This is a genomic window from Pseudonocardia sp. ICBG601, assembly GCF_020496245.1.
Genome location: NZ_JAHLJA010000027.1, coordinates 43,154 through 67,062 on the forward strand (window position 1 = coordinate 43,154; position 23,909 = coordinate 67,062).

General features: G+C 71.8%; 20 protein-coding genes and 1 pseudogene. 15 read left to right on the forward strand and 6 right to left on the reverse strand.

What is annotated here, in order from left to right; all coding sequences use genetic code 11:
• Positions 1 to 18: 18 nt before the first annotated feature.
• Positions 19 to 1,242 carry an ISAs1 family transposase gene (locus KPL57_RS09925; protein WP_226350739.1) on the reverse strand — a complete coding sequence of 408 codons (1,224 nt, stop codon included), beginning with the start codon at positions 1,240 to 1,242 and terminating at the stop codon, positions 19 to 21.
• Positions 1,243 to 1,361: 119 nt separating this feature from the next.
• On the reverse strand, positions 1,362 to 1,661 hold the full coding sequence (locus tag KPL57_RS09930; RefSeq protein WP_226351358.1) for a hypothetical protein: 300 nt from the start codon (positions 1,659 to 1,661) through the stop codon (positions 1,362 to 1,364).
• A 79-nt stretch (positions 1,662 to 1,740) separates the two neighbouring features.
• Here KPL57_RS09930 and KPL57_RS71940 point away from each other — a divergent pair, with 79 nt between their 5' ends.
• Positions 1,741 to 1,932, forward strand: coding sequence for a helix-turn-helix domain-containing protein (locus KPL57_RS71940; protein WP_226351359.1), 192 nt, complete (start codon positions 1,741 to 1,743; stop codon positions 1,930 to 1,932).
• On the opposite strand, the gene KPL57_RS09940 is transcribed toward KPL57_RS71940, so the two are convergent.
• The gene (locus KPL57_RS09940; RefSeq protein ID WP_226351147.1) at positions 1,923 to 2,573 is read right to left on the reverse strand and encodes a transposase; all 651 of its coding nucleotides are present in this window, start codon (positions 2,571 to 2,573) and stop codon (positions 1,923 to 1,925) included. The genes KPL57_RS71940 and KPL57_RS09940 overlap by 10 nt on opposite strands.
• A gap of 307 nt (positions 2,574 to 2,880) precedes the next feature.
• On the opposite strand from KPL57_RS09940, the gene KPL57_RS09945 reads away from it, so the two are divergent.
• The 5 genes from KPL57_RS09945 (at position 2,881) to KPL57_RS09965 (ending at position 8,664) form a co-directional block, all read left to right on the forward strand.
• Positions 2,881 to 3,318 (forward strand): recombinase family protein, encoded by a 438-nt coding sequence (locus tag KPL57_RS09945; RefSeq protein ID WP_226351360.1) that lies wholly within the window; start codon positions 2,881 to 2,883, stop codon positions 3,316 to 3,318.
• Positions 3,319 to 4,330: 1,012 nt separating this feature from the next.
• Positions 4,331 to 5,002: a zinc ribbon domain-containing protein gene (locus tag KPL57_RS71945; protein ID WP_226351394.1), complete on the forward strand. Its 672-nt coding sequence runs from the start codon at positions 4,331 to 4,333 to the stop codon at positions 5,000 to 5,002.
• 100 nt (positions 5,003 to 5,102) lie between these two features.
• The gene (locus KPL57_RS09955) at positions 5,103 to 5,735 is read left to right on the forward strand and encodes a transposase (RefSeq protein WP_226351361.1); all 633 of its coding nucleotides are present in this window, start codon (positions 5,103 to 5,105) and stop codon (positions 5,733 to 5,735) included.
• Between the two features lie 92 nt (positions 5,736 to 5,827).
• The gene (locus KPL57_RS09960; RefSeq protein ID WP_226350834.1) at positions 5,828 to 6,592 is read left to right on the forward strand and encodes a transposase family protein; all 765 of its coding nucleotides are present in this window, start codon (positions 5,828 to 5,830) and stop codon (positions 6,590 to 6,592) included.
• A gap of 395 nt (positions 6,593 to 6,987) precedes the next feature.
• Positions 6,988 to 8,664 (forward strand): IS1634 family transposase, encoded by a 1,677-nt coding sequence (locus tag KPL57_RS09965; RefSeq protein WP_226350710.1) that lies wholly within the window; start codon positions 6,988 to 6,990, stop codon positions 8,662 to 8,664.
• Here the strand turns inward: KPL57_RS09965 and KPL57_RS09970 are convergent.
• Together KPL57_RS09970 and KPL57_RS09975 are read right to left on the reverse strand one after the other, a co-directional pair.
• A complete protein-coding gene (locus KPL57_RS09970) occupies positions 8,573 to 10,138 on the reverse strand; it encodes an HAD family hydrolase (RefSeq protein WP_226351362.1) in 1,566 nt (521 codons plus the stop codon). The genes KPL57_RS09965 and KPL57_RS09970 overlap by 92 nt on opposite strands.
• Positions 10,139 to 10,144: 6 nt before the next feature.
• Positions 10,145 to 11,146 carry a hypothetical protein gene (locus tag KPL57_RS09975; RefSeq protein ID WP_226351363.1) on the reverse strand — a complete coding sequence of 334 codons (1,002 nt, stop codon included), beginning with the start codon at positions 11,144 to 11,146 and terminating at the stop codon, positions 10,145 to 10,147.
• A 143-nt stretch (positions 11,147 to 11,289) separates the two neighbouring features.
• Between KPL57_RS09975 and KPL57_RS09980 the strand changes: the two genes are divergently transcribed.
• The 3 genes from KPL57_RS09980 to KPL57_RS09990 all read left to right on the forward strand — a co-directional run bounded on the left by KPL57_RS09980 (position 11,290) and on the right by KPL57_RS09990 (position 15,061).
• On the forward strand, positions 11,290 to 12,267 hold the full coding sequence (locus KPL57_RS09980; protein ID WP_226351364.1) for an alpha/beta fold hydrolase: 978 nt from the start codon (positions 11,290 to 11,292) through the stop codon (positions 12,265 to 12,267).
• Positions 12,268 to 12,328: 61 nt separating this feature from the next.
• Positions 12,329 to 13,501, forward strand: a complete 1,173-nt coding sequence (gene moeZ / locus KPL57_RS09985; RefSeq protein ID WP_226351365.1) for an adenylyltransferase/sulfurtransferase MoeZ — start codon at positions 12,329 to 12,331, stop codon at positions 13,499 to 13,501.
• 279 nt (positions 13,502 to 13,780) lie between these two features.
• The gene (locus tag KPL57_RS09990; protein WP_226351366.1) at positions 13,781 to 15,061 is read left to right on the forward strand and encodes a hypothetical protein; all 1,281 of its coding nucleotides are present in this window, start codon (positions 13,781 to 13,783) and stop codon (positions 15,059 to 15,061) included.
• A gap of 406 nt (positions 15,062 to 15,467) precedes the next feature.
• Here the strand turns inward: KPL57_RS09990 and KPL57_RS09995 are convergent, their stop codons facing one another.
• The gene (locus KPL57_RS09995) at positions 15,468 to 16,112 is read right to left on the reverse strand and encodes a hypothetical protein (protein WP_226351367.1); all 645 of its coding nucleotides are present in this window, start codon (positions 16,110 to 16,112) and stop codon (positions 15,468 to 15,470) included.
• 120 nt (positions 16,113 to 16,232) lie between these two features.
• Between KPL57_RS09995 and KPL57_RS10000 the strand changes: the two genes are divergently transcribed.
• The 6 genes and pseudogenes from KPL57_RS10000 to KPL57_RS10025 all read left to right on the forward strand — a co-directional run bounded on the left by KPL57_RS10000 (position 16,233) and on the right by KPL57_RS10025 (position 23,825).
• Positions 16,233 to 17,060 (forward strand): TIGR02569 family protein, encoded by an 828-nt coding sequence (locus tag KPL57_RS10000; RefSeq protein WP_020623762.1) that lies wholly within the window; start codon positions 16,233 to 16,235, stop codon positions 17,058 to 17,060.
• 1 nt (position 17,061) lies between these two features.
• The gene (locus KPL57_RS10005) at positions 17,062 to 17,871 is read left to right on the forward strand and encodes an NAD(P)-dependent oxidoreductase (RefSeq protein ID WP_226351368.1); all 810 of its coding nucleotides are present in this window, start codon (positions 17,062 to 17,064) and stop codon (positions 17,869 to 17,871) included.
• 131 nt (positions 17,872 to 18,002) lie between these two features.
• Entirely contained in the window at positions 18,003 to 19,376 is a 1,374-nt protein-coding gene (locus KPL57_RS10010; protein ID WP_226351369.1) for a NarK/NasA family nitrate transporter, read from the forward strand.
• Between the two features lie 3 nt (positions 19,377 to 19,379).
• Positions 19,380 to 21,436: pseudogene (locus KPL57_RS10015) on the forward strand (molybdopterin oxidoreductase family protein); the annotation flags it as partial.
• A gap of 288 nt (positions 21,437 to 21,724) precedes the next feature.
• The gene (locus tag KPL57_RS10020) at positions 21,725 to 22,102 is read left to right on the forward strand and encodes a hypothetical protein (RefSeq protein WP_226351370.1); all 378 of its coding nucleotides are present in this window, start codon (positions 21,725 to 21,727) and stop codon (positions 22,100 to 22,102) included.
• A gap of 283 nt (positions 22,103 to 22,385) precedes the next feature.
• Positions 22,386 to 23,825, forward strand: coding sequence for an FAD-dependent oxidoreductase (locus tag KPL57_RS10025; RefSeq protein WP_226351371.1), 1,440 nt, complete (start codon positions 22,386 to 22,388; stop codon positions 23,823 to 23,825).
• Positions 23,826 to 23,909 lie beyond the last annotated feature (84 nt).

The window sequence follows — 23,909 nt, forward strand, 5'->3', positions numbered from 1 at the left end:
AGGGCCCCGGCAAAGTCGCTAGATGATCTTGTAGGTGGTCAGTGGTCGATGGGGGTCGCGGGCGTGGTGGCGGAGTGCTGCGGCGATGTTGCTGACGCCGTGCAGGCGTAGCGCGGTGATCGCGAGGTTCCGCAACGCCGACATGACCTGCGGGGCGTGACCGGTGTGGGCGGTGGCGCGGTCTTCGTCGAAGCAGACATCACGGACCCAGTGCAGGCGATTCTCGATCGACCAGTGCCCACGGATCCAGCGGGCGAGCAGTCCTGGATCGGCGTCGGTGCTGGTCAGGCTGGTGATCGCGTAGGCGGTCTCGGTTCTCCACTTCCCGCCAGGCCGCAGTGGGCGACGCCGGCGCACCAGCTTGATCGCCTGGGATGCGTGGGGGAAGAACTCTGCGCCCAGGTCGGGACAGGGGTGCAGGCTGACCACGCTGATCGTGCGGGTCTCGACGCGGCCGTGCCCACGCCCGCGTTGACGATCAGCGACGCCGATCTGGGTCCAGGGCAGCGCCCGTACCCGTGCCAGCAGCGTGGGCTGGTTCGCTTTGATCGTCATCAGGTAGTGCCCGCCGCGGCGGTGTAGGTAGTCGGCGTGGGCTCGCTGGGTGTGCAGAGCGTCCGCGGTGACCAGTACATCGTCGAGGTCGAGGGGGTCGAGCAGCGCGGTGAACGCGGTGATCTCGCTGCCTTTCTCTGCGACCTGAACCTGGCCGAGCACGCCACCGCTGGTCTGGTCGAGCACCGACACCAGATGCGGGAGCCAGACCCTGCCGTCGGCGGCACGGACGCGGGCGCCGCGCAGGGTCTTGCCGTCCAAGGCCAGCACGCGGCGCTGTTCTCGCCGGGGTGTGCCCTCCGGGGCCGGCTGGGCGCTGAGCTGGGGCAACACCCAGGACTGCAACGCCGCCTCCAGCGCCGAGGCGTCGACCCGTTGCAGGACCCGGCGGATGGTCGACTCGTGCGGAGCGACCGCGCCCACCCCGAGCACGTCCAGCACGGCGCGGCCGACGTCATGGGCGTACTCGGCGATCGCGGTGAACGACCGGGCCCCCGCCAACACCGCGCACGCCCCCAGTAGCAACACCGCGAGGACACCGTGGCGGACACCGCGTGGTTTCCGCGGGTCCGGCACTCGCGACAGGGCCTCCACCAGCGACAACCCCGCCGCCTCACCGACCGGCGCGGCTCTCCCCGCGTCAGGACCGACCTCCAGGCCTTCCAGAGCAGCAACGATCGGAGACACTGACACTGCGGACACAGGCTTCCTGACGTGAGCAAGGATTCGACACCCTCATGATCACGCCAAGCCTGTGTCCGCACCCACCCCCACCCCCCACATCACCGCAGCTCAGGACCCACCCATCACGACTTTGCCGGGGCCCTGGGACCCGACCGGCGCGAGGCCGCAGCACAGGCGGCGGCGAGGGCGGCTCGGTAGTCCTTGTCCACGCAGCGGCGCAACGCCGCGGTGAAGGTGTTGCGGTGCGGCGCGGCCACGCCGAGCTCGTCGAGGACCCCTACTGCGGCGGACTTGCTGGTGGGCTCGACGATTCGCGCGAGCACGAGTGCCCGGAACGCCTCGTCTGCGAGCTGGTCGAAGCCGAGGCGACGGTAGGCCTCGATCAGGACGTTCCACAGGACCTCGCTCGACGACTCGGTCACGATCGCCCCACCTGCACCCCCAGCGGCCGGGCTCATCGACTGTTGACAAAGTATCCGGTACTAGCTCATACTGCTTTAGATGCGTATAGCGCGAGCTGCCGAGTACATGGGCATGTCGGTGGTGGGTGTTCGGAAGGCTGCCCGAGAGGGTCGGCTGCCGTGCCGAGTTTCAGCCTCTGGTCAGCGTTTGTTTGATCGTGCTGATCTTGATGTCTTCCTTGGGCGCGAACCGATTCAGCCGGAAGCGGCGGAGCGGGAGGCTTATTCATAAGCCGCAAAGAAGTAGAGGCCTACGATTGCCGCAACTGTGCTTTCGTATTTGCTGATGGGGTAGCGGTATCGGCCACCTTCTTCGCTGAGCATGCGCCATGTTTTGAGGTGCGCGATGGCGTGTTCGACGGCTGCGCGGATTCTGCCGAGGGCGGTGTTGAACTCGACTTGGCTGGGGTCGAGGTCGATACCGGGGGATCGCTTGTGCGGGACCGTGTTGATGCCCTCGACGCCGATGTAGCCGAGGTCGGCGACGGACGGGAGATCGCGCAGACGCTCCGCCAGCCCGGATGCGGCGTAGGCATGTGCGTCGTGGCGGGCGCCGTGAATCGGGACTTCGCCGACCGCGACGAGGACTCCGTCGAGGGTGGCGGCGATCTGCAGGTTCATGCCCGAGTAGCCGGCCTTGACCGAGAACAGGTCGGACACTGCGTTCCAGTCCCACGTCGGGCACACGGTGCCATCGACCAGCACTGTTCCGCCTCCGAGGACCTCCCGCGGGTCGGGCACGACGTCGGCGAGGACCTCGCCGATCACCGGGCGCAGCAGGTCCCAGCGGCGACTGACCGTGGACTGGCTGACCCCGAAGATCGCGCCCGCGAAGTCCTGGGTCACGTTCTTGCGCATCAGCGTCACCACCATGGCCACTGACCGGAACAAGCCCAACGCAACAGGCCTACCTGCAGAAACGAACTTGCCGCCGCATCGGGCGTGTACTCTCACCACCAGATCGGTGAGTTGTCTATCGTCCAACCCTGTCATAGCTTTGAATCGCAACAGCTCTTCGCCGATCCTCGTTCGATGCCTGGGAACACCGAACAAACCGGCAAGGGCTGTTGCACTTCAAGCGCGACACACCGCCGTGCCGGTATCGAGACAAAATCGCCGGTGACGGCTTCCGCAGATCAACAGAATTACTCCCTTGTGAATAAGCCCCCGGGTTGAGGCGTTGTATTGCCGTGTTTCTGGTTCGACGGGTCAGGAGTCGTCGTTGGCGAACCAGGAATCGGTGTTGCGGGAGACGTCCAGGGGGACAGTATTCCGAGTGTATCGTGATCGCGCGTCCGGTTTGCGAGAAAATCGGAAGGGGTTGACTCGGCTACTTGATGACGCCGCTGCTGGGCGGTTCACGGTAGTTCGCGTAGTGTGGCGTGACCGACTGGCTCGGTTTGGTGTCGCCTATATTGAGCGGTATCTGGCGCAGGTCGGAGTTGCAGTTGAGACTGTTCATGCTCATGCGGACAAGTCGCTGCTTGAAGAGCTGATGGATGACTTCATGGCGTTACTTGCGTCCTTTTCTGGTCGGGGCCTCCGACGTGACGGGTTGGCAGAAATCCAATGTATTGACGTCTTCAACGACATCTCGAGCTTCACGAGCAGTGTGTGAAGTGTCTGGTGCTGTCGTGTCGCGAGATGACTTGACGGAGCGGGTGCGTTGGCTGCTCGACATTGTGGAGGGCGCCGAACGCGATCTGCTCTCCGAGTTGTGGGTTCCGGAAACTTTTGACCGTATACATTCCGGTGTGGATGAGGGCGGCCGTCGATTGCCTGCGGCTGCAGCGGTAGTGGGGCAGCGTTGCGGATGGCGACCTCAGTTTCCGCAGGATATGTACGTTCCATCTCGTGTGATGCGGATCGTGACGGCACAGGTGATATCAACGTTGCGAACCTTGGCTTCTCGGGATGCCGCCATTGCAGCAGAGGTGTCTGGTGGTGCGTCAGACGGCACTGCGGGCCTCGGGGGTGCGTTCGCGAGGAATGTGCATAGGCAGATCGCTCGGTGGGTGCGCTTGCATCCCGGGGTCGATCCGGCAGGCTTGCGGATCACGACGCTCCAACCCGTTCCATCTGTCGCTCGCCGGGTCCGTCTCGGAGCCGTTGACGCCCAGCTGGCGACGCTTGTTACCAGTACGGCCACCGAGCTGACACTGCGGATCAAACTTCCTGTACGTCAACATCCAGATTCTCGGACCGATTGGCGTTGGGTTCAACTCGATATCCCGATTCCTCAACATTTACATCATCGGTCAATCACCGGATGGCATCTCCCCGAGGTGACCCTTGATCGGCGCGGGGCACTATTCCGTTTCGCTTTCGCTGAAACAGTGCCTCGGCCACCGACCGTTGCGGACGCAGCGTCTGCAGTCGGGGTTGATTGGTCACCTAAGGATATGGTCGTTGCGGCGACTGTAGTTCGTGACACTCAGAGCAACGCCATGTACAGCGATTTTCGCGGGCGCCGTTTCGATGACCATGGACTCTCCGTCAAGTTAGCTCGACTTCAGCGACAAGGACAGTTCCTCCGCCGTAAAATCGCTCGTCTTGAACAGCTTATTCCTCAAGCCTCGATACCCACGCGACAGCGCCTTGAGGGGAAGATGTCTGCGCTGCAGGCAGAAATGCTCTCCTGTGGGCAGAAACGGGCACGCATCAATCGAGATTTAGCTTATCTGGCCGCGCAGTATGTCACGGTAATCGCCCGAGCCTCCGGTGCATCGATCATTGCACTGGAAGATCTTGCCACTCTAGAGGCCCGAGGGTTGGGTAAAGATGTCAACAACACAGTAGCTCAATCAGCGCGTCGCGTCGCCGCAAACGCGATCGAACACATCGCGACCCGCGATGGTCTCACTGTCGTGGATGTCCCACCCCGAGGAACATCGGCAAATTGCCCAACATGTGATAACCTCGTCAGTCGACCAGGGGGATACCACAGCGCAGCATGCGCCACGTGCATGTTTACGGTCAATCGAGATGACGTCGGCGCGGTGAACACTGCGAAACGCGCATTAGCTGCCGAGCGGGTTACGCGGCGCCGAGGATCTCAGCGTCAACGGGTAACCCGGCAACAACACAGGCCAGTCATCCGGTGCCGGGGGGCTTATTCACAAGGGAGTAATTCTGTTGATCTGCGGAAGCCGTCACCGGCGATTTTGTCTCGATACCGGCACGGCGGTGTGTCGCGCTTGAAGTGCAACAGCCCTTGCCGGTTTGTTCGGTGTTCCCAGGCATCGAACGAGGATCGGCGAAGAGCTGTTGCGATTCAAAGCTATGACAGGGTTGGACGATAGACAACTCACCGATCTGGTGGTGAGAGTACACGCCCGATGCGGCGGCAAGTTCGTTTCTGCAGGTAGGCCTGTTGCGTTGGGCTTGTTCCGGTCAGTGGCCATGGTGGTGACGCTGATGCGCAAGAACGTGACCCAGGACTTCGCGGGCGCGATCTTCGGGGTCAGCCAGTCCACGGTCAGTCGCCGCTGGGACCTGCTGCGCCCGGTGATCGGCGAGGTCCTCGCCGACGTCGTGCCCGACCCGCGGGAGGTCCTCGGAGGCGGAACAGTGCTGGTCGATGGCACCGTGTGCCCGACGTGGGACTGGAACGCAGTGTCCGACCTGTTCTCGGTCAAGGCCGGCTACTCGGGCATGAACCTGCAGATCGCCGCCACCCTCGACGGAGTCCTCGTCGCGGTCGGCGAAGTCCCGATTCACGGCGCCCGCCACGACGCACATGCCTACGCCGCATCCGGGCTGGCGGAGCGTCTGCGCGATCTCCCGTCCGTCGCCGACCTCGGCTACATCGGCGTCGAGGGCATCAACACGGTCCCGCACAAGCGATCCCCCGGTATCGACCTCGACCCCAGCCAAGTCGAGTTCAACACCGCCCTCGGCAGAATCCGCGCAGCCGTCGAACACGCCATCGCGCACCTCAAAACATGGCGCATGCTCAGCGAAGAAGGTGGCCGATACCGCTACCCCATCAGCAAATACGAAAGCACAGAGGCTTATTCAGGGCCCGTGAAATAACGATCTAGCCCGGCGTGTCGGGTTGGGCGACAGCCCGTCCATCGCGAAGATTGGTTTGTCGAATCAATCCGAGATGAATGGGCTGTCGCAGTATGTACTATACCACTGGCTTTCGGCGTGATGAGATTCAGGATCTTGCCGCTCTGGTGCATGAGCAGGATCAGCGGAACGCGACTGGCCTGCGACGGCCTTGGCCGCCGATTCTGGGATTGTTCTGGTCGGTGGTGATCACGTTGGCGTATCTGCGCGGGAATCGTGTGCAGTGGGAGTTGGCGGAAACCTACGGGGTGTCGCAGTCGACGGTCAGTCGAGCGATCGCGGGGGTGACACCGTTGCTGGCGCAGGCGCTGCGGAGTGTAGTTCCGACTGCGGAGGAGCTTCGTGCCGATCGGCAGTACATCATCGACGGAACCCTGCTGCCCTGCTGGTCATGGACCGCCGTACCAGGTCTGTGGTCGGGCAAGCATCGCACCACCGGCGTCGTCGTCCAGGTCGCAGCCACCCTGGAAGGGCAGCTGTCGTGGATCTCCGACCCGACCCCAGGCTCCCGACACGACCTACATTGCCTCGACCAATCCGGCGCCCTCGACCACCTCGCCACATACCCACCGATCGGCGATAAAGGCTACATCGGGCGCGGCATGCTCACCCCGTTCAAAAAACAACCCGGCCGGGAACTTCTCGACTGGCAGAAAACATTCAACAAGAGCCTCAACCGCACACGCGCCACCATCGAGCGAGTCATCGCCCATATCAAGTCGTGGAAAGTTCTCCACACAGACTACCGCCGACCCTACGCCACATTTAAAACGACGATCTCGGCAGTCATCGGACTCATCTTCTACGCACTTACCTGACGGAGCCTGAATAAGCCTCACAGTTGCGGCAATCGTAGGCCTCTACTTCTTTGCGGCTTATGAATAAGCCTCCGGGATAAAACAACTCCCACTCCCAAGCGACGGCGACACCGCAGAGTTCGCCGCACTACACCAGCCACAACGCCGACGATCACCCGCGCTGAAGCGTCGCCGCGGGGCACGGACCAGAAGAAGCAAGTCACCCTGACCTGCCGAAACACCCGTGTGACTACCGATCACTCACACCGACAGACATCCACTCGGGTGTCCATAAGTGTCAGACCTGACTTTGGTCACCCGAGCCTGGTTTCGCAGCTTGTACTGCGCTGAGCTGCGGTGATGTGTTTGCGCGGGAGCGGTGTGAGGCACTAATTCGGTGCTCTACGCTCGGTCAGGTGGCGTGGGTGAGGCGGGTACGGACGGCCTCCGGGGCGACCGCGGTCCAGATCGCCGAGTCCGTGCAGGGCCATCGACGGATCGTGGCCCATGTCGGGTCAGCGCACACCGAGGCCGAGCTGGGCCTGCTGGTCGAGCAGGCCCGTGGGCTGATCGACGACGCTGCACAGCAGGCCCTGGATCTGGGCGTCGCGCCGTCACCCCGGCGGGCCGAGCTGATCGCGCCCACCGCGGCCGGCGGTGCCACGCAGGAGGGGCTGTTCGGCCAGATGCCGCGGCGCGCCCCGAGCACCACAACCCGGCGGGTGGGTGCGCCGCAGGTGATCACGACCGGGTCGCGGGTGCTGTTCGACATCCTCGCCGAGGTCTACGCGGGCCTCGGGTTCGCAGAGGTCGCTGATGACACGTTCCGCGACCTGGTGATCGCCCGGATCGTCGAGCCCACGTCCATCCTGGACACCGGTCGGGTGCTGGCCGGTCTGGGCGTCACCGCGGCGAGCGAAAAGACGATGCGCCGCACCCTGCTGCGCTGCACCGGGCGCAGCTACCGCGACGAGATCGCGAGGGCCTGCTTCACCCACGCCCGTGGCAGTGGGGATGTGTCGTTGTGTCTCTACGACGTCACCACCCTCTACTTCGAGGCGGAGAAGGAGGACGACCTGCGCAAGGTCGGGTTCTCCAAGGAACGCCGGGTCGACCCGCAGGTCGTCGTCGGGCTGCTGGTCGATCGCGCAGGGTTCCCCCTCGAGATCGGCTGTTTCGAGGGCAACAAGACCGAGACCGCGACGATCCTGCCGATCATCGAGGCCTTCCGGGCCCGACACCAGCTGCCGGTCGAGCCGGGCGGGATGGTCGTGGTCGCCGACGCAGGGATGCTCTCGGCCGCGAACCTGCGCGACCTCGACGAGGCCGGCCTGCGGTTCATCGTCGGCTCCCGACTCACCAAGGCCCCGGTTGACCTGGAGTCGCACTTCCACTGGCACGGCGACGCCTTCGTCGACGGGCAGATCATCGACACCCTCACACCACGCGACCGCCGCACCGGGCGCAGCGAGAACAGCCCGAAGGTCAAGGCCGAGCCCGTCTGGAACCCCAACCAGCATCCGGGATCCTGGCGGGCGGTCTGGGCCTACTCCACGAAGCGGGCCGTCCGGGACCGGCGCACGTTGACCCTGCAGGAGAACCGGGCCCGCGAGGTCATCGCCGGCGAGAAGCCCGCGCGCACACCGCGGTTCGTCAAGGTCACCAACGGCTCCCGCGCCCTGGACGAGGCCTCCTTGGCTCGGGCATACCGGTTGGTCGGGTTGAAGGGCTACGTGACCAACATCCCGGCCGGCGGCGCAGCGGCCGGGGAGATCATCGGCGACTACCACGACCTCTGGCACGTCGAGCAGTCCTTCCGGATGAGCAAAACCGACCTACGCGCCCGCCCGATGTTCCACCACCAACGCCAGTCCATCGAAGCGCACCTGACCATCGTGTTCACCGCCCTCGCAGTCGCCCGCGAGATCCAGAACCGCACCGGGCTCACCATCCGCAACGTCGTCCGCCAGCTCCGACCACTGCGCTCGGCCACCATCGCCATCAACGGCACCCAGCAGACCTTCCCGCCCGCCGTCCCCGCCGACAAACAGGCCCTCCTCGACGCGCTCCGTCAGCCCGCGGCGAAGCACTAAGACAAGTGACCGAAGTCAGGTCGGTGGTCGGGTCGCCCGCCACCGCGACCGTGCGGCCCCGCACCCGCAGCCCGGCGACGGCCGCGGCCCGTGCCGCCGGGTCCAGCCCCGGGCGGACGGCGTCGGGGTCGGCCGGGTCGAGACCGGTCGCCGCGGCGAGGGCGCGGGCGGCGCCGTCGTCGTCGGGGGTGAGCAGGACCGGCGTGACCCCGGCCGCCACCAGCTCCGACATCCCCGGGCGGGCCTCGGGGTGCGGCGCCCGGGGCAGCGCGAGCACGGCGCGGGCGCACCCGTCCCAGGCGACGACCAGGACCGCCCGGCCCTCGGCGACCGCCCGCTCCCGCTCCACCGACAACGGCGGTGGCACCCGGATCCCGTGCTCGGCCAGCCAGTCCGGGCTGCCGAGCAGCACCGCGTGCGCGACGACGGTCGCGGTCGTGCCGCCGCCGTCCGGGCCGGGGTCCCGCAGCTCGGCCACCAGGCCGGACACCCCGAGGCCGGGCTGCTCGTCGGCCTCGGCGACGTCGGGCACCGGGCCGTCGACGGCCGCGGCCAGCGCCCGCGCCGCGGTGCGCAGGTCCGACCCGGGCCGCGCACCCGCGGCGACCGACGCGGCCAGCCGCAGCACCAGCGCCGGATCCTCGCCGCGGCCCGCGTGCACGGTGACCGTCCCGGGGGCGGTGCCGGTCAGCACGTCCGGCCCGGCCAGCGCGACGGTGTCCACCCGGCCCGCGAGCCCCGGTCCGCCGGCGGACCCGGTCCAGCCCACCGGATCGCGACGGCCGGGCCACGGCACCGGCAGCCGCACCGCGTCGCCGCCCGCCCGGTCCGCGGCCCGCAGCGCCGCCGGCAGCGCGGCCAGCAGCGGCAGCGGGCAGGCCCCGACCAGGACCGCGATCCCGGCCGGGACCGCGGCGGGCCACGGGGTGCCGGTGCCCGCCGCGAACGCGGTCACCGCGACCGCGATCAGCGCCGCGGGCGGGGTGAGCAGGGCGCTCCACCGGTCGGCGACGGCGCGCAGGCCCGCGCGGACCTCGTCGGCGTCCGCCCGGGTGTCCCCGCCGTGCGGGCCGGGTGGGCGCCCGGTGCGCTGCACCGCCGCCGCGACGACGGTCAGCACCGCGGCGACCCCGGGCAGCAGGACGGGCCCGGCGAGCGGGTCGGTCGGGACCGGGACCGGACCCGCGGGCGAGACCGCCGCGACGGCCTGCACCGCCGCCGACCACCCCAGCGCGGCGAGCACGGCCGCCGCGACGCCGGTCTCGGCGGTCACCGTGCCCTCCCACAGGCCGCGGGCGGCGACGCGCAGGCCAGGGCCCCCCGTCGTCGCGACGACGGCGAGGGCGACCAGCAGGGCCACCGCCGCGCAGTGCGGGGCCCACGTCGCGCCGGCCAGGGCGGGACCGGCGAGCGGCAGCAGCAGGGCGAGCAGGGCCGCCACCGCCCGCGCGGCGTCCCGCAGGACCGGACGCAACCGCCGTCAGCTCCCCGGCGCGGTCGGGAGCGTGAACTCGCACGACCGCAGCACACCGCCGGAGCGGTAGTCGAGGAACAGCCGGTAGCTGCCCGGAGCGGGGACCGACACCGCGAACGCCACCCCGGGCCCGGAGCGGTCGGCGGCGGCCGCGCCGGTGATCTCGGGGCGGACGGGGAACCGGGCCAGGTCGCCCTGGCGGACCGCGGTCATCCGGCCGAACGCGCCGCCGTCGACGGGCTCGAGGTCGGTGACCGGGGTGCCGTCGCGCCCGACGGTCGCGAACAGCCGGGACTCCCCGCCGGGGACCAGGGCGCCGTCGAGGCGGACCTGCTGGTCGCTGCCCCCGCAGAGCCCCGCCCGGTTCTCGGCCGGGAAGGTGAAGGCGCCGTAGGTGCCGGGGACGTGCAGGTCGGCCCCGAGGTCGAGGTGCGGGCCGCCGGTCGGGGTGAACCCGGCGTAGAGCCGCCAGACGCCCTGGCCGGGGAACCGCACGGGTGCCCGCCACACGCCGTCGGGGCCCTGGGTGGCCCGCAGCCGCTGGTAGCCGGCGACGTCGCGGCGCAGCACGGCGACGTCCATGACCCCCGAGCCGTCGGAGGGGGTGTCGAACCGGGTCACCGGGGCGCCGTCGGAGCCGGTCACGGTGAAGGCGACCTCGGTCGGCTCGCGCCACGGGTAGACGATCCCGACCGGGGTCAGGGTGTAGCCGGCCGCGGTGGTGAGCACACCCCCCGCGCCGGTCGTCGCGTCCCCGGTGGCCAGACCGGCGGCGAGGACACCGCCGTCGCCGCGCACGTCACCGGGGTCGGCGTCGCCCGGTGCACCGGCGGTCGGGGTCTCCGGAGCGCCGCCCACCCCGCTGCCCACCGCACTGCTGCCCACCGCGCCGCCCGCCGTCCAGGCCGCGGTGAACACCAGCACCGACGCGGCGCCGAACCCGGCGAGCCGGGCCGCGGCCGATCCGCCGATCCGCCCCATGCCCACCTCCTCCGTCGCGTCGTCCACGGGGTACAACGTCCGGGGGGCCGTCACGTTGCGCTCCGTGGAGCGCCGGACGCGGACGGTGATCACAGCGAGACGGGCGTCACCCGGCACGGCGAGTGACGTGCGCGACACGTCATGCTGGTCGAATGGTCGCCGCCCCGTCGATGTCCGTTCACCCGCCCGTCACCGTGCCCGCCCCGGTGCCGACGCCGGGTGTCGAGACGTCCCCGGGTGCCTCGGCGGAACGCCCGCCGTGGCCGGGCCGCGCGGTCACCTCCGGCGGGGTCACCCTGCACGTGCGCGAGACCCCCGGCTCCGCCGACGCCGACGCCGTCTACGTCCACGGCCTCGCCGGGTCGGCCACGAACTGGACCGACCTCGCCGGGCTCCTCGCGCCGCGGGCCACCGGCCTGTCGGTCGACCTGCCCGGGTTCGGGCTGTCCGAGCCGACCGCCGTCGCCGACTTCGGGCCGGACGGCATGGCGGACGCGCTCCTGTGCTGGCTGGCCGGGCGCGACCGCCCGGTGCACCTGGTCGGCAACTCCCTCGGCGGCGTGATCGCGACGACGGTGGCGGCCCGCCGTCCCGAACTCGTCCGCAGCCTCACCCTGGTCTCGCCCGCGGTGCCGGACCGGCGCCCCGACCCGCGACGGCTGTCGGACCCGCGGATGGCGCTGGCCATGGTGCCGCTGCTCGGGCGCGGCGCGCGCCGTGCGCTGGCGCAGGAGCCGCTGCGTGCCAGGGCCGAGCGGATCGTGAAGGTCTGCTTCGCCGACCCGCAGCGCGGCTCCACCCGCCGGCTCGAGGAGCTGATCTCCGAGCACGAGCACCGCGCGACGCTGCCCTGGGCCGGCGCGGCGACCGACGGCGCCACCCGCGGCCTCCTCGGGCTGTGGGCCGGGCGCGAGATCTGGCGCCGGATGGCCCGGGTGCGGGTGCCGTCGCTGGTGGTGTGGGGGGAGCAGGACCGCATCGTGTCCCCGCGGCTGGCCGCGCGGACGGCCGCCACGCTGCCCGGGGCGCGGCTGCTGGTGCTGCCCCGCGCCGGGCACGTCGCGCAGATCGAGCGGCCCGCGGCGGTGGCCGACGCCGTCGCCGCGCTGTGGGACGCGGTGCCGGTCGGAGCGGGTGCGGGAAGATGACGCGCACGTGGCGCGTTGAGACGCCCTGAGACCCGCACGCAACCCGCGAGGAGTGGACGAGATGGCGCTACCGCCACTGGTGGAGCCGGCAGCCGAGCTCACCAAGGAGGAGGTGGAGCGGTACAGCCGCCACCTCATCATTCCCGACGTCGGGATGGACGGGCAGAAGCGCCTGAAGAACGCGAAGGTGCTGGTCGTCGGGGCGGGCGGCCTCGGCTCGCCCGCCCTGCTGTACCTGGCCGCCGCCGGTGTCGGGACCCTCGGCATCGTCGAGTTCGACGTCGTCGACGAGCCGAACCTGCAGCGTCAGGTCATCCACGGGCAGTCCGACGTGGGCCGCCCGAAGGCCGAGTCGGCCCGCGACTCGATCCGCGAGGTCAACCCCTTCGTCGACGTCCGCCTGCACAACGAGCGCCTCACCAGCGAGAACGTGCTGGACGTCTTCCGGGACTACGACCTGATCCTGGACGGCACCGACAACTTCGCCACCCGGTACCTGGTCAACGACGCCGCGGTACTGCTCGGCAAGCCCTACGTCTGGGGCTCGATCTTCCGTTTCGAGGGCCAGGCCTCGGTCTTCTGGGAGGACGCCCCGAACGGGCAGGGCCTGAACTACCGCGACCTCTACCCCGAGCCGCCGCCGCCCGGGATGGTCCCGTCCTGCGCCGAGGGCGGCGTGCTGGGCGTGCTCTGCGCCTCGATCGGCTCGATCATGGTCAACGAGGCGATCAAGCTGCTCACCGGCATCGGTGAGCCGCTGCTCGGCCGCCTGGTGATCTACGACGCGCTGGAGACCACCTGGCGTCAGGTGAAGATCCGCAAGGACCCGGAGACGCCGAAGATCACCGAGCTGATCGACTACGACGCGTTCTGCGGCACCGTGACGCAGGAGGCCCAGGACGCGGCCGCCGGCAGCACGATCACCGTCGGCGAGCTCAAGCAGATGATCGACGCGGGCAAGGACTTCCAGCTCATCGACGTCCGCGAGCCGCACGAGTACGAGATCGTGCGGATCCCGGGCTCGGTCCTGATCCCGAAGGACCGGTTCCTGTCCGGCGCCGCGCTCTCGGAGATCGCCCAGGACAAGCCGGTCGTGCTGCACTGCAAGTCCGGCGGCCGGTCCGCCGAGGCCCTCGCCGCGCTGCACAAGGCCGGGTTCCGCGACGCCGTCCACGTCGGCGGCGGGGTGCTGTCCTGGGTCAAGCAGATCGACCCGTCGCAGCCCACCTACTGACCACGGTCCGACCCGCTCCGCACTACACCGACGGCCGCCGTCACCGGTACACCCGGGACGGCGGCCGTCGCGGTTCCCGATGTGGCACAGGGTGACCGCTCATCGATCGCACGCGACCGTCCGAGTGAACATGGCCCGTTCGACCCTGCTGTTCGCCCGTTGGGCGAAACATTCCCGCCGATCGCCGCGACATGGGGATGCACGCGATCGCCAGGATCGGGAGGACGCTCGGTGGACCACTCGTTGCGCACATGCGCCCTACAGGGGTGCGACGCACCGTTGGAGCCCACCGGAGACGTGTCCGGAGACCGCCCACAGCGGCGCTACTGCTCGGCCGCCCACCGGCTGGCGGCCCGCCAGGCCCGCCGGGCCGCGGCGCAGGCGGCGGGGGACCAGCAGCTCGCCGAGACGCTGCCGTGGCTGCGCGAGCCCGAGGCCGTCGAGGTCGACGAGCCCGCGGTGCCCGCCCAGCGGACGGCGACCCGGCTCGTCGCGGCGCGCCCGGCCGCGTCGTCGGGCCCGGACCGCCCCGGACCGTTGCGGGTCCCGCGCAGCCCGCTGCGGCACCGGCGCACGCTGGCCCTGATCGGCGCGACGGCCGTGCTCCTCGGCGGATACGCGCTGGCGACCTCGCCGTCGGTGACCGGGACCCCGGCGCCGCAGGACCGCACCGCCGACCAGTGGGCCGGGCAGGCCCGGATCGCGCTGGCGGCCCTCGACGACAAGCTCGGGACCCTCAACGCGAGCGAACGGACCTGGCAGGCGTCCGCGCACGAGACGGAGCGCACCCCGGTCGCGGTCGCCAAGCTGCAGCAGCAGCGCGACACCCTGCTCCAGCAGCGTGCCGCCCTGCAGTCCCAGCTGCAGGTCTACAGCTCCCGGCAGGACGCCGTGGACGCGCTGGCCGCCGCCGAGCAGCAGCTCGCCGAGATGGACCGGATCGTCGCCGCCCTGCCGCCCGCCACCCGTCGGACCCCCGACCAGATGGCCGCGGCCGCGTCGCTCGAGGAGCAGCGCGACCTGCGTGCCCGCAACCGCGACGCCTGTGCGGAGCGGCTGGCCGCCATCGACGACGGCATCGACCGGGCCCGCACCGCCCCCTGCCCGGTGACGGCGACGAGACCGAGAAGGTCTCCGACGACGTGCTGGCCCTCGCCCGCGGCGAGGACCCCGCGCCCCCGGAGCCGTCCGGCGTGCGCCGCAACCCCGAGGTCCTGGCCGGTGGCCGGGAGACCGGCGGGGACCGCGAGCGCGCCGACGTCGGTACCGCCGGGCCGCCCGACCCGCGGGGCCCTTTGGACGAGACCCGGCCGCGCGCCGAGGGGCCGGAGGGTGCCTCGGCCCGTGGCCCGGGCAGCGCAGCCGGCCGGGACGCGGGGCCGGGGGAGAAGCTGGGCGGTGCCGTGTCCCGTGCCGCCGACGGCGTCGCCAACCTGGCCGGCGGCGCGCCGAGCCCCGGGGAGGGCGCTGGTTCGGGCGCTGGTTCCGGTGCCGGTTCCGACGCGGGGAAGAAGGCGAACCGGGCCGAGGTCGCACCGGCGTCGTCCGACGGGCCGGTGAAGAAGCTCGGCGACGGCGTCGGCGCCGCCGCACGGGGTGTCGGGGACGCCGCCGAGTCGGTGGGCAAGGGCGTCGACGACGTCGCGAGCGGGCTGACCGGGAAGAATCCCGGCGGCCCCGGGGCCGGCGCCCGCTCCGGCGGCGACTCCGCTTCCGGCTCCTCCGACGATGCCCCCCGCCCGTCCACCCCCGCTCCGCGGGAGGAGCCCGCCGCGCCCGCGGCCGCCTCGCCGGAGACCACCCTGCGCGCGCCCAGCGCGCCCGTGCTCAGCGCGCCCTCGTCGGTCGCGCCGTCGGAGGGGGTCGGCACGGAGCGTTCCGGCTCGGGGGCGCAGGGGGCCGGCGGCTCCGGCGGCTCCGGCGGCTCCGGCGGCTCCGGCGGCATCGTCACCGCCGTGGCCGGGCCCTACGTCGAGTCCGCCCTGGGACCGGAGGCGGCCGCGCCGGTGCTGGCGGAGGCCGACCGGCAGGCGGCCGAGCAGATGGCCGAGCGCACCGGGTCCTCCGGTTCGCGCTCCGGCGGCGGCTCGGAGGGGTCCGGCTCCAGCCAGTCCTCGCGCAGCTCCTCGGGCAGCTCGTCTGGCAGCTCCTCGGACGGTTCCGGCTCGCGGTCGTCCGCCTCGCAGTCCTCCGATCGGGGTTCCGACCAGGGGTCCTCGGGCTCGCGGTCGTCCCGGTCGTCGGACTCGGGCTCGTCGGGGTCGCGGTCGTCGGACTCCGGCTCGTCGGGATCCCGGTCGTCGGACTCCGGGTCCTCGGGGTCGCGGTCGTCCGGCTCGTCCTCGTCGGACTCGGGGTCGTGGGACTCGTCGTCGGATTCGGGTTCGACGGATTCGGGTTCGTCGCGTGGGGAGTCCTCGCGGAGCAGCGGCTCGGACGACTCCCGCTCCTCCTCGTCGTCCTCCTCGGACTCGGGGTCGCGGTCGTCGGGCTCGGACTCGGGATCCAGCTCGGACTCGGACTCCGGCTCGGACTCCGGATCGGGTTCCGGCGGCGGCAGCTCCTGGTAGTGGGGTGTCTCCCGTGGCCGGCTCCGTGCGGAGCCGGCCACGCTGGTCGTGCGTGCGGGAGCCCCGATCGGCCCGCCGTTCACCCGATCGGTCGTGGCGCGACGCGCGGTTCGGGCGTGGCGTGACGAACGTGAGCCGGTGGCGCGGGTACCGTCCCCGCTGTGACCGCTGCCCGCACGCTCGCCACCGCGCCGGCCGCGAGCGTCCTGCCCGAGCACGTCCGCACCGCCTTCGGGGTGCGTGAGACGTCCCCCCGTCCCGTCGTGTGGGCGGGCCAGCGGGCCTGGCAGTGCGGGGAGGTGCTGCTGCGGCCGGTGTCCGACCACGTCGTCGCCGCCTGGTCGGCGACGGTCCTGGAGAACCTCGAGGTCGACGGTGTCCGCCTCGCCCGCCCCGTCCGCAGCTCGGACGGCCGGTGGGTCGTGGGCGGCTGGGCCGCGTCCCGGCACGTGCCCGGCGTCCCCGAGCCCCGGCACGACGAGGTCGTCGCCGCCTCGCTGCGCCTGCACGCCGCCACCGCGACCGTGCTGCGCCCGCGCCTGCTCGACGACCGCGACGACCTGTTGTCCCGGTCCGCCGCCGCCGCGTTCGGCGAGCGCCGGCTGGATCTGCACCCCGAGACCGGCGGTCGGCTGTTCGCCGAGCTCGCCGCGCACCGCCGCACGATCCGGCTGACCCCGCAGGTCGTGCACGGCGAGCTGTTCGGAGCCATGCTGTTCGACCCGACGGGGCGGCCCGCGGTACTCGACCTCGTGCCGTTCTGGCGGCCCGCGGAGTGGGCGGCGGCGGTCGTCGTCGTCGACGCGGTGGCCTGGGGCGGCGCCGACGAGGAGCTGGTCGAGCGCTGGTCGGAGCTGCCCGAGTGGCCGCAGTCGCTGCTGCGCGCGGTGCTCTACCGGCTGGCCCTGCACGCCCAGCACCCGGACGCGACGGCCGAGTCGCTGGCCGGGATCGAGCGGGTCGCGAGCCTGGTCAGCCGCCGGCTCTGAGGTGTCCGCTCCCGGCACGCTGCTGCTCACCGGAGCCGCGGGGAACATGGGGACGCTACTGCGTCCCTGGCTGGCCCGCGACGGCCGGACCCTGCGCCTGTTCGACACCGCGGAGCTGCAGGCCGGCCCCGGCGAGCAGGTCCGCACCGGCTCGGTGACCGACCGGGACGCGGTCGCGGCCGCGACCGACGGGGCCGACGCCGTCGTCCATCTCGCCGGGATCAGCGGTGAGGCGGGCTGGGACGACATCCTGGCCGTCAACGTCGAGGGGACCCGCGCCGTGCTCGACGCGGCGGTCGCCGCGGGGGTGCGGACCGTCGTGCTCGCGTCCAGCAACCACGCCGTGGGCTTCCGCACCCGCGACGACGGCGTCCCGCTGGCGGCGACCGTCGGGCACGCCCCGGACACCTACTACGGCTGGTCCAAGCACGCGATGGAGGGGCTGGGCAGGCTCTACCACGAGCGGTTCGGCCTGACCGTGGTCTCCGCGCGGATCGGCAGCTGCTTCCCGCGGCCGTCGAACGCCCGGATGCTCGCGACCTGGCTGTCCCCGGACGACGCCGCCCGCCTGGTCGAGGCGGCGGTCGACCCGAGCACCCGAGGGCACCACGTCGTGTGGGGAGTGTCGGCCAACACCCGTCGCTGGTGGTCGCTCGAGGAGGGCGCCGCGATCGGCTACCACCCGCGCGACGACGCCGAGGTCCACGCCGCGGACCTGCTCGACGGCCCCCCGCCGGACCCGGCCGACCCGGTGCACCACCGGGTGGGCGGCGCGTTCTGCGACGCCCCGCTCGGCGTCCCGATGCGCTGAGGCGGCTCACAGCCGTCGCGGCTCCCGTGTGAGATAAGCGTTTCGGGGGTGTCACGTGGGGCCACCCGTCGGAAACTGGGGCTCCCTAGCGTCGTCGACGACGTGACCGCCGGCGATCAGGAGACCGATCCGTGACCACCACCTCCACCCCGGGGCGCCGCATCGGCGGCCGTTGGATCGACCACTGGGACCCCGAGGACGAGGGGTTCTGGCAGCGGACCGGCTCGGCCATCGCCCGTCGCAACCTCTGGCAGTCGATCTTCTCCGAGCACATCGGCTTCTCGATCTGGACGATCTGGTCGGTCCTCGTGCTGTTCATGGGGCCGGAGTACGGGTTCACCGCGGCGCAGAAGTTCTTCCTGGTCGCGGTGCCGACGCTGGTCGGGTCGATCCTGCGGCTGCCCTACACTTTCGCCGTCGCCCGCTTCGGCGGCCGCAACTGGACGATCTTCGCGGCGTCGCTGCTGATCGTGCCCACGATCCTGGCGATGGTGGTGCTGGAGCCGGGCGTGTCGTACACGACGCTGCTGGTCGTCGCCGCGGCCGCCGGTGTCGGCGGTGGGAACTTCGCGTCCTCGATGGCGAACATCAACGCGTTCTTCCCGGAGAAGGAGAAGGGCTGGGCGCTGGGCCTCAACGCGGGCGGCGGAAACCTCGGCGTGCCGGTCGCGCAGCTGCTCGGCCTGCTCGTCATCGCCACCCTCGGTGCGGGCTACCCGCGGGTGCTGCTCGCGATCTACCTGCCGTTCATCGTCATCTCGGCGTTCCTCGCCTGGAAGCGGATGGACAACATCGCCGCGATGTCCAACGACACCGGCGCCTTCACCGAGGCCTGCCGCGACCGCCAGACCTGGATCATGTCGTTCCTCTACATCGGGACGTTCGGGTCGTTCATCGGCTACTCGTTCGCCTTCGGCCTGGTCCTGCAGAACCAGTTCGACCGGACCCCGCTGCAGGCCGCCGCGGTCACCTTCATCGGCCCGCTCATCGGGTCGCTGATCCGGCCCTACGGCGGCAAGCTCGCCGACCGGTTCGGCGGCGCCGTGGTCACCCTGTGGAACTTCGTCGGCATGGCCGTCGCCACCCTGGTGATCATCTTCGCCTCGGGGATCGAGTCGCTGACGCTGTTCACCATCGGCTTCATCGCCCTGTTCACGCTGTCCGGTGTCGGCAACGGGTCGACCTACAAGATGATCCCGGCGATCTTCACCGGCCGGGCCCGCGTCGCGATCGCCGGGGGCGCGGACCGGGAGACCTCCTTCAACACCGCGCGACGGCTGTCCGGCGCCGTCATCGGCATCGCCGGCGCGGTCGGCGCTCTGGGCGGGCTGTTCATCAACCTCGCCTTCCGTCAGTCGTTCATGACGGTCCAGTCCGGCACGCCCGCGTTCTGGAGCTTCCTGGTCTTCTACGTCCTGTGCATCGGCGTCACCTGGGCCGTCTACCTGCGGCCGCGCCCGGCCCTGGTCGGGAGCACCGACGCCGCCGCGATGGCCCGGGTCTGAACCGTGGGTCCGGACGACCGGACCGCCACCCACTGCCCGTACTGCGCCCTGCAGTGCGGGCAGTGGGTCGGCCCGTCCGGCGAGGTCGACGCCCGTGAGTTCCCGACCAACGCCGGGGGCATGTGCCAGAAGGGCTGGACCTCCGGCGCTCTGCTCACCCATCCGCAACGCCTGACGTCGCCGCTGGTCAGAGCCTCGCGCGACACCGGTTTCGTCGAGACCGGCTGGGACGACGCCCTGGCCGGCGTCGCCGCGAGGCTCGCCGCGCTGCGTGCCGAGCACGGGCCGGACTCGGTCGCGGTGTTCGGCGCGGGCGGGCTGACCAACGAGAAGGCCTACCTGCTCGGCAAGTTCGCCCGGGTCGCGCTGGGCACCAGTCAGATCGACTACAACGGCCGGTTCTGCATGTCCTCGGCCGCCGCCGCGGGCAACCGGCCCTCGGCGTCGACCGTGGGCTGCCGTTCCCGGTCACCGACCTCGACGACGCCGAGCTGGTCGTCCTCGCCGGGGCGAACGTCGCCGAGACCATGCCGCCGCTGATGTCGCACCTGACCGCGGCGCGACTGGTCGTCGTCGACCCGCGGCGCACCCCGACCGCGGAGCGCGCGCTCGCCTCCGGGGGGCTGCACCTGGCGCCGCGCCCGGGCACCGATCTGGTCCTGGCGCTGGGGATGCTGCACGCCGCTGTCGTCGACGGACACCTCGATCTGTCCTACGTGGACGAACGCACGACCGGCTTCGACGACGTCTGGGCGATCGCCTCGCAGTGGTGGCCCGAGCGCGCGGAGCGGGTCTGCGGGGTCGCCGCCGCCGACATGCGCACCGTCGTGCGGTGGCTCGCGGAGTCCACCCGGCGCTACGTGCTCACCGCGCGTGGTGCCGAGCAGCACGCGCACGGCGTCGACACCGTCGCGGCGTGGATCAACCTGTCGCTGGCGCTCGGCCTGCCCGGCCGCCCCGGCTCCGGGTTCGGGACGATCACCGGGCAGGGCAACGGCCAGGGCGGGCGCGAGCACGGCCAGAAGTCCGACCAGCTGCCCGGCTACCGGCACATCACCGACCCGGCCGCCCGCGCGCACGTCGCACGGGTGTGGGGGGTGCCGGAGACCTCGATCCCCGGGCCCGGCCGCAGCGCCGTCGAGCTCCTCGACGCCCTCGGCCGCCCCGGCGGTCCGCGTGCGCTGCTGGTGTTCGGCTCGAACGTGCTCGTCTCCGCGCCCGACGCCCGCGCCGTCGCCGAGCGGCTCGACGCGCTGGACCTGCTCGTCGTCGCCGACGTGCTGCCCGGTGAGACCGCGATGCGCGCCGACGTCCTGCTCCCGGTCGCCCAGTGGGCCGAGGAGGAGGGGACCATGACCAACCTGGAGGGACGGGTGCTGCGTCGCCGTCGCGCGCTCGCCCCGCCGCCCGGGGTGCGCACCGACCTGGAGGTGATCGCGGGGCTGGCCGCGGCGCTCGACGCGCCGGGGGAGTTCCCCGCCGACCCGCGGGCCGTGTTCGACGAGCTGCGGCGCGCCTCGGCCGGTGGGATCGCCGACTACGCGGGCGTGTCCTACGACCGGCTCGACGCGGGCGAGGCGCTGCACTGGCCGGTCCCCGCCGACGACCATCCCGGCACCCCGCGGCTGTTCACCGAGCGTTTCGGCCACCCCGACGGACGTGCCCGGATGCTGCCGGTCGACCACGTCGAACCGGACGAGGGTGTCGACGAGGGATTCCCGCTGACCGTGACGACCGGCCGGGTGCTGGTGCACTACCAGTCCGGCGCGCAGACCCGCCGGGTTGCCGAGCTGGCGGAGGTGTCGCCGGAGGTGTTCGTGGAGGTGCACCCGGACACCGCCGCCCGGCACGGTCTCGGCGACGGCGACCTGGCCGACGTCGTGTCCCGCCGCGGGACGACGACGGCGCGCGTCCGCTGCGTCGCCACGCTGCGCCCGGACACGGTGTTCCTGCCCTTCCACTTCGGCGGCGTGGGGTCGGCGAACAACGTCACCAACCCGGCCCTGGACCCGGTGAGCCGGATGCCGGAGTTCAAGGTGGCCGCGGTGCGGCTGGAACCCGCCGGGACCGGGCGGGACACCACCGCCGGAGCCGCTGACACCGCCGGAGCCGCTGACGCCGCCGGAGTCGCGACCGACGGCCTGGCCCCGGCGCTCCCGGTGGGCGCCGGGGCCGCCGCCCGAGCGAGCCGGTCCGCGCGCTGATCCGTCGTTCGCGCGCGTCCGGACGCGCGCGGACCGTGGATCATCGCGCGAACAACGGATCATCGCGCGGGCCGTGGAGCACCGCGTCGGCCGGCGCCGGGAATCCGGCGGACACCGTGTCTCGTCAGGGTTACCCTGACGAGCATGCCCGCATCCGAGCACCGCACGACCCTCGACCACGCCCTCGTCGTCGACGTCACCGAGGCCGCCCGGGCCGTCACCGCTGCGGCGGTCGCCGAGCTGGACCGCCGCGCCGACGCCGTCGCGGGGCCCCCGCCGCTGCCCGGCACGCCGGAGTGGGACGCCGAGCAGGGCACCGACGGTCCGGCCCGTCGCGAGACCGCCTGGCAGGTGGCCGCGTTCCGGATCGCCCTGGCCGCCGGCCTCGACCCGCTGCCGCAGCTGGTCGGGCTGCGGCGCCTCGGGACCAGCTGGGAGACGATCGGCCGCGCCGCCGGGATCACCCGCCAATCGGCGCACGAACGCTGGGCGGGCCGCGTCTCCGCCGTCCTCGACCGCTGAGCCCCGTCCGCGTTCGCCCCGCTGCCCCCGCCCACCTCGCGCGGGCTGCCGAGTCCCGCACGGCGGGAGGACCCTGCGGTGGTCGATCCCCTGGTGGCCGCGGCACCCGGCACGGGCTCCGCCGCACCTCGCACGCCCTCGGCCCGCCTCGTCGGTCCCGGCACGGGCGCCGAGGTGGGTGGGTCCCGGCTCACGGTCTGCGCCCGCCGAGAATGAGGACCTCGTAACGCCCGTGCAATGGCGGGCGTTCCCCTCGTAACCCCCCATTCCTACCGTCGATGGCATGAGCAGGCGCGTGGTGGTGATCGGGCACGGCATGGTGGGTGCCCGTTTCGTGGAGGAGGTCCGCCGGCGCGACCCCGACGGCGAGCGGGTGTCGCTCACCGTCCTCGGCGCGGAGTCCCGCCCTGCGTACAACCGGGTGCTGCTGTCCACCGTGCTCGCCGGCGGGCTGCGACCCGCCATGGTCGCGCTCCCCGTCGTCGACGGCGTCGACCTGCACACCGGTGTCGCGGCGACGAAGCTCGACCGGGCCGCGCGCGTCGTCCACGCCGCCGACGGCACCACCCACCCCTACGACGAACTGGTCCTCGCCACCGGCTGCCGGGCCTGGCTCCCGCCGGTCGACGGCCTCGCCGACGCGGGCGACCGCGACGTGCCCACCCGCGGTGTGAGCCTGTTCCGCGATCTCGACGACTGCGAGCGCATCCTCGACGTGGCGGTGCCGGGCGCGCGGATCGCCGTCGTCGGGGGCGGGCTGCTCGGGGTCGAGGCCGCCCGCGGGCTCGCCGGACGCGGCGTCGCCGTCACCCTGGTGCACCCGCGCACCCACCTGATGGAGCGCCAGCTCGACCCGGGCGCCGGAGACGTGCTCGCGACCGCGCTGCGTGGGCTCGGCGTCGACGTCCGCTGCGGCGTCGGGGCCAAGGCCTGGGATCCCGACACCGGCCTGGACTGCGACGACGGCTCCCGGGTCGCCGCGGACCACGTCGTCGTCGCCGCCGGGGTGCGCGCGAACACCGGGCTGGCCGCCGACGCCGGGCTCGCGGTCGACCGCGGGATCCTCGTCGACGACCGCCTCGCCACCGACGACGGCCGGGTGCACGCCGTCGGCGACTGTGCCCAGCACGCCGGTGCCCCGGGCGGGCTCGTGCAGTCCGGTTGGGAGCAGGCCGCCGTCCTCGCCGACCTGCTGACCGGCACCGACCCCGCCGCGCGCTACCGCGGCACCCGCCCGGTCACCCGGCTCAAGGCCCGCGGCATCGACCTCGCCGCCCTCGGCGACCCCACCGCGGGCGAGGAGGAGCTGCGCGTCTCCGACCCACGCCGCGGCCGCTACGGCGTGCTCGCGCTGCGTGACGACCGCGTCGTCGGGGCCGTCCTCATGGGACTCCCCGACGCCGCGGCCATGATCACCGAGCTGTACGACTCCGGCGCCCCGGCCCCCGAGGACCGGCTCGCGCTGCTGCTCGGCCGGGCCTTGCCGGGGGAGGCGTCCTCCGCCACCGACCCCGTCCGGATGCCGGGCACCGCCGTGGTCTGCCGCTGCAACAGCGTCACCAAGAACACCCTGGTCAGCGCCTGGCGCGCGGGCGCCCACGACGTCGACGCGCTCTCGCGGCGCACCCGGGCCGCCACCGGCTGCGGGAGCTGCCGCGACGTCGTCTGCGGGATCCGGGACTGGCTGGCCGACATCGACCCGCCGGAGGTCCAGGTCGCCTGACGCCCCGTCCGCCGGGCACCGAATGTAGTCGTTCCGTTCCGGTGAGTGCCCTGACCGATCTACGATCCCGGGTGGACGGTCACC

Bases quoted from the DNA above. Each gene is read 5' to 3' on its own strand.
- KPL57_RS71940 (WP_226351359.1), top strand. From the start codon at position 1,741: ATGCGTATAGCGCGAGCTGCCGAGTACATGGGCATGTCGGTGGTGGGT.
- KPL57_RS09940 (WP_226351147.1), bottom strand. From the start codon at position 2,573: ATGGTGGTGACGCTGATGCGCAAGAACGTGACCCAGGACTTCGCGGGC.
- KPL57_RS71945 (WP_226351394.1), top strand. From the start codon at position 4,331: ATGCTCTCCTGTGGGCAGAAACGGGCACGCATCAATCGAGATTTAGCT.
- KPL57_RS09955 (WP_226351361.1), top strand. From the start codon at position 5,103: ATGGTGGTGACGCTGATGCGCAAGAACGTGACCCAGGACTTCGCGGGC.
- KPL57_RS09960 (WP_226350834.1), top strand. From the start codon at position 5,828: ATGTACTATACCACTGGCTTTCGGCGTGATGAGATTCAGGATCTTGCC.
- KPL57_RS09980 (WP_226351364.1), top strand. From the start codon at position 11,290: ATGTCCGTTCACCCGCCCGTCACCGTGCCCGCCCCGGTGCCGACGCCG.
- moeZ (WP_226351365.1), top strand. From the start codon at position 12,329: ATGGCGCTACCGCCACTGGTGGAGCCGGCAGCCGAGCTCACCAAGGAG.
- KPL57_RS10020 (WP_226351370.1), top strand. From the start codon at position 21,725: ATGCCCGCATCCGAGCACCGCACGACCCTCGACCACGCCCTCGTCGTC.
- KPL57_RS10025 (WP_226351371.1), top strand. From the start codon at position 22,386: ATGAGCAGGCGCGTGGTGGTGATCGGGCACGGCATGGTGGGTGCCCGT.